7 protein-coding genes are annotated in these 6888 nt (G+C 70.5%); 1 reads left to right on the top strand and 6 read right to left on the bottom strand.

Translation table 11 applies throughout. The annotated features are described in order from the left end of the window. From ABTU92_RS03275 to rimP, 4 genes are all read right to left on the bottom strand, one after another. A partial coding sequence (locus ABTU92_RS03275; RefSeq protein ID WP_408087628.1) for a translation initiation factor IF-2 associated domain-containing protein occupies window positions 1-252 on the bottom strand: 252 nt, incomplete at its 3' end. Between the two features lie 7 nt (window positions 253-259). Then, entirely contained in the window at window positions 260-967 is a 708-nt protein-coding gene (locus tag ABTU92_RS03270) for an RNA-binding protein (RefSeq protein WP_408087626.1), read from the bottom strand. An 18-nt stretch (window positions 968-985) separates the two neighbouring features. Next, window positions 986-2638 carry a transcription termination factor NusA gene (gene nusA / locus ABTU92_RS03265; protein ID WP_408087624.1) on the bottom strand — a complete coding sequence of 551 codons (1653 nt, stop codon included), beginning with the start codon at window positions 2636-2638 and terminating at the stop codon, window positions 986-988. Window positions 2639-2641: 3 nt separating this feature from the next. After that, entirely contained in the window at window positions 2642-3379 is a 738-nt protein-coding gene (rimP, locus tag ABTU92_RS03260; protein WP_408087622.1) for a ribosome maturation factor RimP, read from the bottom strand. 376 nt (window positions 3380-3755) lie between these two features. On the opposite strand from rimP, the gene ABTU92_RS03255 reads away from it, so the two are divergent. Next, window positions 3756-4436, top strand: a complete 681-nt coding sequence (locus ABTU92_RS03255; RefSeq protein WP_408087620.1) for a 2-hydroxychromene-2-carboxylate isomerase — start codon at window positions 3756-3758, stop codon at window positions 4434-4436. A 251-nt stretch (window positions 4437-4687) separates the two neighbouring features. On the opposite strand, the gene trmB is transcribed toward ABTU92_RS03255, so the two are convergent. After that, complete coding sequence (gene trmB / locus ABTU92_RS03250) at window positions 4688-5434, bottom strand: tRNA (guanosine(46)-N7)-methyltransferase TrmB (RefSeq protein ID WP_408087618.1); 747 nt, start codon at window positions 5432-5434, stop codon at window positions 4688-4690. Between the two features lie 198 nt (window positions 5435-5632). Further along, on the bottom strand, window positions 5633-6835 hold the full coding sequence (gene metK / locus ABTU92_RS03245; RefSeq protein WP_408087616.1) for a methionine adenosyltransferase: 1203 nt from the start codon (window positions 6833-6835) through the stop codon (window positions 5633-5635). Window positions 6836-6888 lie beyond the last annotated feature (53 nt).

Genomic DNA, 6888 nt, shown 5'->3' with positions numbered 1-6888 from the left:
GGCGCCGCCGCCCTGCGGGCGCGGCGGCTGCGGGCGCGGGGCGCTGCTCTGCTGCGGCGGTGGCGAGGTCGGCTCGGACTTGCCCTCGGGACCGTGGCGGCGCTTCACCTTCTCGACGACGACCGCCTTGGTGCGGCCGTGGCTGAAGCTCTGGCGCACCACGCCCTGCTCGACCCCGGGACGCTTCAGCGTCAAGGTCTTGGGCTGCGCGACCGACAACGTCTTCTCGCCAGGATTCTTGGTATCAGTCATTACGATCCTAGTCTCGGGCCGGGTTCACGGCCATCTGCCTGTCGCCCCGCGGATCGGGGCCACCCGTTCGGAACATTTCGAGCATGCGCCAACGCCCCAGGACCGCCTCGCTCGCGCGCCCGGGCAGAAGGGCAGCATGTATCACATTTGTCCGTGCGAGTGCCAAATCCAATTCGACGGATTCGAACGAACAAATGATCGGAAGCGGCCGGTCGGCCGCGGCGGGGCGTCGCGCCGCCAGCGCGTCGACCTTGCGGACCCCGTCCGGGCTGGCGTCGCGGGCCCGCACCAGGCCGATCGCGGCGCCCGACGTCAGCGCCGTCTCGACCTTGGTGTAGCCCGCCACCACGGTGCCGGCCTTGTGGGCGATGGCGAGCGCGTCCAGCACGGCGCGCTCCAGCAATCGCTCGGTGTCGTCGGCGAGGCCGGCCTCGGCCGTCGCCTTGCCCTTGAAGGCGCGCTTGAACGCGCCCTGCTTGATCGCCGTCACGAGCGGCCCGCGGGCCGCCGTCACCCAGGCCCCGCGGCCGGGCAATTTACGCTTGATGTCGGGCACCACCCGGCCGTCCGGGCCGGCGACGAAGCGGATCATCTCGTCGATCGGCCGGACCGTGCGGGTCGCCACGCACAGACGCTCCCGCGCGGCGGCGGCCCCTTTCGGGCCGCCGTCCAGCAGGGTCTCGTCGGTGTCGCCCACCTCGATCCGGGCCAGCATCGCGATCTCGGTCCTCCGTCAGGCCTGCGGCGCCGCGGCGCCCTCGCCTTCGTCCTCGGCCTCGCCTTCGCTTTCACCCTCGGCGCCCTCGTCGGTCTCCTCGGACGGCCGGGCGAGATCCTCCTCGCTGATCCAGCCGGCCTTGACGCGGGCCTGCATGACGATCGCCTCGCACTCGTCGCGCGACAGCTCGAAGCCGTCCAGGATGCCGGCCTCGCGCTTGGTCTCGCCGTCCTTGCGCTCGGTCCAGCCGGCGAGGTCGTCGGTGGCGCAGCCGGCCAGGTCGTCGACCGTCTTGATGCCGTTCTCGCCGAAGGCGACCAGCATCCTGCCGGTGACGCCCGGCACCTCGCGGACCTCGTCCTCGACGCCCAGCGCGCGGCGCTTCTCGTCGTACTCGGCCTCGATCTGGTCGAGATACTCGCGGGCGCGGGTCTGCAGCTCCTGCGCCGTCTCCTCGTCGAAGCCCTCGATCGAGGAGATCTCCTTCTCGTCGACGGCGGCGAGGTCCTCGACCGAGGTGAAGCCCTCGGACGCCAGCAGCTGGCCGACCACCTCGTCGACGTTGAGGGCCTCCATGAACAGCTTCGAGCGCTTCTCGAAGTCGGCCTGGCGGCGCTCCGACTCCTCCTGCTCGGTGAGGATGTCGATGTCCCAGCCGGTGAGCTGCGAGGCGAGCCGCACGTTCTGGCCGCGGCGGCCGATGGCGAGCGAGAGCTGCTGGTCCGGCACCACGACGGCGATGCGCTCCTTGTCCTCGTCGAGCACCACCTTGGCGACCTCGGCGGGGGCGAGCGCGTTGACCACGAAGGTCGCGATGTCGGGCGACCACGGGATGATGTCGATCTTCTCGCCCTGCAGCTCGTTCACCACGGCCTGCACGCGCGAGCCGCGCATGCCGACGCAGGCGCCGACCGGGTCGACCGACGAGTCGCGCGAGATCACGGCGATTTTTGCACGCGACCCCGGATCCCTGGCCACCGCCTTCACCTCGACGATGCCGTCGTAGATCTCCGGCACCTCCTGGGTGAACAGCTTCGCCATGAACTGCGGGTGGGTGCGGGAGAGGAAGATCTGCGGCCCGCGCGGCTCGCGGCGGACGTCGTAGATGTAGGCGCGGATGCGGTCGCCGTTGCGGAACACCTCGCGCGGAAGCATCTCGTCGCGCCGCACGATCGCCTCGCCGCGGCCGAGATCGACGACGACGTTGCCGTACTCGACCCGCTTGACGATGCCGTTGACGATGTCGCCGATGCGGTCCTTGTACTCCTGGTACTGCCGGTCGCGCTCGGCCTCGCGCACCTTCTGGACGATCACCTGCTTGGCCGACTGGGCGGCGATGCGGCCGTATTCGAGCGGCGGCAGCGTGTCGGCGATGGTGTCGCCGACCTGGGCGGCGGGATTGTGCTTGCGGGCGTCCTCGAGGCTGATCTGGTTGGCCGGGTTCTCGACCGCCTCGACCACCAGCATGTGCCGGGCGAGGCGCAGCTCGCCCTTCTTCGGGTCGATCTCGGCGTGGACGTCGGTCTCCGAGCCGTAGCGCGAGCGCGCCGCCTTGGCGATCGCATCCTCCATGGCCTGGATGACGATGCTGCGGTCGATCGACTTCTCGCGCGCGACGGCGTCCGCGATCTGCAGAAGCTCGAGCTTGTTGGCGCTGACGACAGCCATGGATCAGTCTCCGTCGGTGAGCGGGGCGGCCGGCCGTTCGGCCGCGGCGGCTCCGTCTCGGGTCGCTTTGCGGGATTGGATGCGTTCCTTGCGACGCGCCGCCCGCTCCTGGCGCGCCTCCTTCTCGTCCGCCTTGCCGCGGCGAAGCGCCTCGGCGATCAGCGCGTCGGTGAGCACGAGCTTGGCGTCGGCCATGTCCGGGATAGGCAGGAGAACCTCCTGCGTCGTGCCGTCGCCGCTCTCGATATGGAGCCGCGCCGTCTGGCCGTCCAGCCCGGCGAGCGTGCCCTTGAAGCGCTTCTTGCCGCCGACCGGCAGGGCCATCTCGATCTTGGCGAGATGGCCCTGCGCGCGGGCGAAGTCGACGCGCCGCACCAGCGGCCGGTCGATGCCGGGCGAGGAGATCTCCAGCCGGTACTCGCGATCGATCGGGTCGGTCTCGTCGAGGATCGGCGACAGGGTGCGCGACACCGCCTCGCAGTCGTCGATCTGCATGGTGCCGTCGGCGCGCTCGGCCATCACCTGCACGGTGCAGCCGTCGATCCCGGAGATCTTCACCCGCACCAGCCGGTAGCCCAGCGTCTCGAGCACCGGCACCACGATTGCGGCGACCCGCGCGGCGAGCCCGCTCTCGGCGATCAGCCGCGGCTCGTCGAGCGCGCTGTCGAGCGGCGCGCGGTCGATGGGCGCGCTCTCGGCTGCGACGTTCGCCGGGACGGTGGCGTCAGTCGTCTCTTTCATGCGGGAACCGGCCATAGGGAAACCAGCGGGTCCTTTTCGAAGTCGCGGGCGGACAGTCGCGTCAGGACACCTCGCCCCCGGGCCGGGGCGCAGCGACGACGACCGGCCGGCCGCAAGTAACAAAAAAGAGCGGGTCCCGGGCGGGCCCCACTCTCAAAAACCGACCTTGCGATCGTTATGAGGTGTCCTCAGACGACCGGGACTATAGCGAAGATCGCCGATATCGCAAGTGGAACCGGGCGCGGCTGCGTGACCCACCGGGAACGGCCCGAACTCGCCCGGTCGGGTGGGTTTCGAGGTATGGTCGTGCGGGCGGCCACGACGAGGGGAGGACCGGATGCGGGAGGGCGAGACGACCGGGACGGCCGAAACGGGGATGGCGGCGGGCCTTCGGCCGCCGCCGGTCGATCTGTGGTTCGAGTTCGCCTCGACCTATTCGTATCCGGCGCTGATGCGGATCGGCCCGCTCGCCGCGGCGGCCGGGGTCGCGGTGCGCTACCGGCCGTTCATGCTCGGGCCGATCTTCAAGGCGCAGGGCTGGGACACCTCGCCGTTCGTCATCTATCCGGCCAAGGGCCGCTACATGTGGCGGGATCTCGAGCGGCTGTGCGCCGATCTCGGCCTGCCGCTCGTCCGGCCGCCGGTGTTCCCGGTCAACAGCCTGCTCGCCGCACGGATCGCCCTGATCGGGCTCGATTCGGCGGCTGCCGGCGCGGCCGCCGGCGGCCCGGCGCGAGACAGCCCCGGCTGGGGCGAGGCGTTCTGCCGCGCCGTGTTCCGGGCCGGATTCGGCGAGGGCAGGGCGGTCGACGACCCGGCCGTCCTCGCCGACCTTCTCGCCCGGCTCGGCGTCGATGCGGACGCCGTGCTGGCGCAGGCCGCGACGCCGGAGGTGAAGGCGAGGCTGCGCCAGGAGACCGAGGCGGCGCAGCGCCTCGGCCTGTTCGGTGCGCCGACCATCGTCACGGCCGACGGCGAGCTGTTCTGGGGCAACGACCGCCTGGAGCAGGCGCTGGCGTGGGCCACCAAGCATCCGCCCGGTCATGGCCGGGCTTGACCGGCCATCCATCGTCTTGCGCAAGCCCTTGTGCAAGAAAGCGTATTTCGAACGTGAATGGATGCGCGGGGTGCGCCGCATAGGCGCTTAGTTTAGCCCCGAAGCCTATCCGTCGTCATGCTCCGCGAAGGCGGAGCACCTAGTACGCCACAGCCTTTCGGCTGAAACAACGAACGCCGGTGGATACTGGGCCGTCCGCCTGCGCGGACGGCGACCACCGAGAGGCAGTGCCTTCACGTCTAACTTAGCGCCTATCGGGCTCGACCCGCGCACGACGGTGTCACCCCCCGCGGCCGACGCCGGAACACCAGGTAGCAGGGCGTGCGGCCCTCGCGGATCGCCTTGGCCTCGTAGCGGGTGCGGGTGAAGCCGTCCCACGGCTTGCGCCAGTCGTCGGCGCGCTCGGCAGTCCACTCGAAATCGGGCGCGCGCAGGAGATGCTCCAGCGTCCAGGCGGCGTAGTGTTCCCAGTCCGAGGCGAAGCGGAACGCGGCCCCGTCGGCGAGCAGGTGGGCGAGCGTCGCCACCGTCGCGTCCTGGACGAAGCGGCGCTTCCAGTGCCGGCGTTTTCGCCAGGGATCGGGGTAGAGGAGGTCGACGCCGGCGAGCGAGGCCTCCGGCAGCCAGGCCAGAACCTCGGCGGCGTCGCCGTGATGGATGCGGATGTTGGTCAGCCCGGCCTCCTCGACATGGACGAGGAGCTGGGCGACGCCGTTGACGAAGCCCTCGCAGCCGATGAAGCCGGTCGCCGGGTCGGCGGCCGCCTGGGCGGCGAGATGCTCGCCGCCGCCGAAGCCGATCTCCAGCCGCACCTTGTCCACGGGCGGATCGAACAGATCGCCCAGCCGCACCGGTGCCGGGCGCGAGACGTCGAGCGCGAGGCGCGGCAGCAGGTCGCCGAGGAGACCGGTGTGGTGGCGGCGCAGCGTGTGGCCCTTGCGGCGGCCGAAAAACGCGCGCGGCGGCGTCGGGGTCGGGTCCAACGAAAGCAGCTCCATGGGCTCGGACTGCGTAGGGTGGGCAAAGGCGCGGAACGCGCCGTGCCCACGCGGTCCTAGCCGGCCGCGAACCGCGTGGGCACGGGCCGCCTTCGGCGCCCCTTTGCCCACCCTACGCGTGACGGCCGAAACGAGAGAAGCCGGCGAAGCAGAGCTCCGCCGGCTTCCGATCGGAGACGGGCGCGCCCGCGGGTCGGCTCAGCCGACCGCGCTCTTGAGCGCGTCGACGAGGTCGGTCTTCTCCCACGAGAAGCCGCCATCGGCGTCCGGCGTGCGGCCGAAATGGCCGTAGGCCGAGGTGCGCGCATAGATCGGCTTGTTGAGGTTCAGGTGGGTGCGGATGCCGCGGGGGGTGAGGTCCATGACCTCGGCGGCGGCGCGCTCCAGCTTGTCCTCCGGCACCTTCCCGGTGCCGTGCGTGTCGATGTAGATCGACAGCGGCCGGGCGACGCCGATCGCGTAGGCGAGCTGCAGGGTGCAGCGGTCGGCGAGGCCGGCCGCGACGATGTTCTTGGCGAGATAGCGCGACGCATAGGCGGCCGAGCGGTCGACCTTGGTCGGATCCTTGCCCGAGAAGGCGCCGCCGCCGTGCGGGGCCGCGCCGCCATAGGTGTCGACGATGATCTTGCGGCCGGTCAGGCCGGTGTCGCCGTCCGGGCCGCCGATGTGGAACTTGCCGGTCGGGTTGATGTGCCAGATCGTCTTGTCGTTGATCCAGCCCTCGGGCAGCGCCTTGCGGACATAGGGCTCGACGCGCTCGCGCACCTGGCTCGACGTCATGTCGGCGACCAGGTGCTGGTGCGACACCACGATCTCGCGCACGCCGACCGGCTTGCCGTGCTCGTACTGGACCGTCACCTGGCTCTTCGAGTCGGGGCCGAGCACCTTCTCGACGCCGGCGTGGCGGGCCTCGGCGATCAGCCGCAGGATCTTGTGGGCGTAGAACAGCGGCGCCGGCATCAGGTCGGGCGTCTCGTTCGTCGCGTAGCCGAACATGATGCCCTGGTCGCCGGCGCCTTCTTCCTTGTTGGTGCCGGGCTGCAGCGCGTCGACGCCCTGCGCGATGTCGGCCGACTGCGGATGCAGCAGGATCTCGATGTCGCAGGTCTGCCAGTGGAAGCCGTCCTGCTCGTAGCCGATGTCCTTGATGGCGCCGCGGACGACGCTCTCGATCTGCTCGTTGGTGACCGAGGCGGGGCCGCGCGTCTCGCCGGCGATCACCACCTTGTTGGTGGTGGCGAGCGTCTCGCACGCGGCGCGGATCGCCCACGGATCGATGCCGGCCTTCGGCCCCTCGCGATAGAAGAGGTCGACGATCTCGTCGGAGATGCGGTCGCAAACCTTGTCGGGATGGCCTTCGGAAACCGATTCGCTGGTGAAAAGATAGCTCGCGCGGGACACGTTCGACTCCACAGCCCGAGACGCGGACCTCCGCGTCGCCCAAAATTCGGCGC

The organism is Rhodoplanes sp. SY1 (genome assembly GCF_046000175.1).
Classification (GTDB): Bacteria; Pseudomonadota; Alphaproteobacteria; order Rhizobiales; family Xanthobacteraceae; genus Rhodoplanes.
The sequence above is the reverse complement of the archived record's forward strand: the minus strand, read 5'-3'. Positions and strand labels throughout refer to the sequence as shown.

Coding starts and splice junctions, on each gene's coding strand:
- ABTU92_RS03270 (WP_408087626.1), bottom strand. CDS start 967: ATGCTGGCCCGGATCGAGGTGGGCGACACCGACGAGACCCTGCTGGAC.
- ABTU92_RS03255 (WP_408087620.1), top strand. CDS start 3,756: ATGGCGGCGGGCCTTCGGCCGCCGCCGGTCGATCTGTGGTTCGAGTTC.
- rimP (WP_408087622.1), bottom strand. CDS start 3,379: ATGAAAGAGACGACTGACGCCACCGTCCCGGCGAACGTCGCAGCCGAG.
- nusA (WP_408087624.1), bottom strand. CDS start 2,638: ATGGCTGTCGTCAGCGCCAACAAGCTCGAGCTTCTGCAGATCGCGGAC.
- trmB (WP_408087618.1), bottom strand. CDS start 5,434: ATGGAGCTGCTTTCGTTGGACCCGACCCCGACGCCGCCGCGCGCGTTT.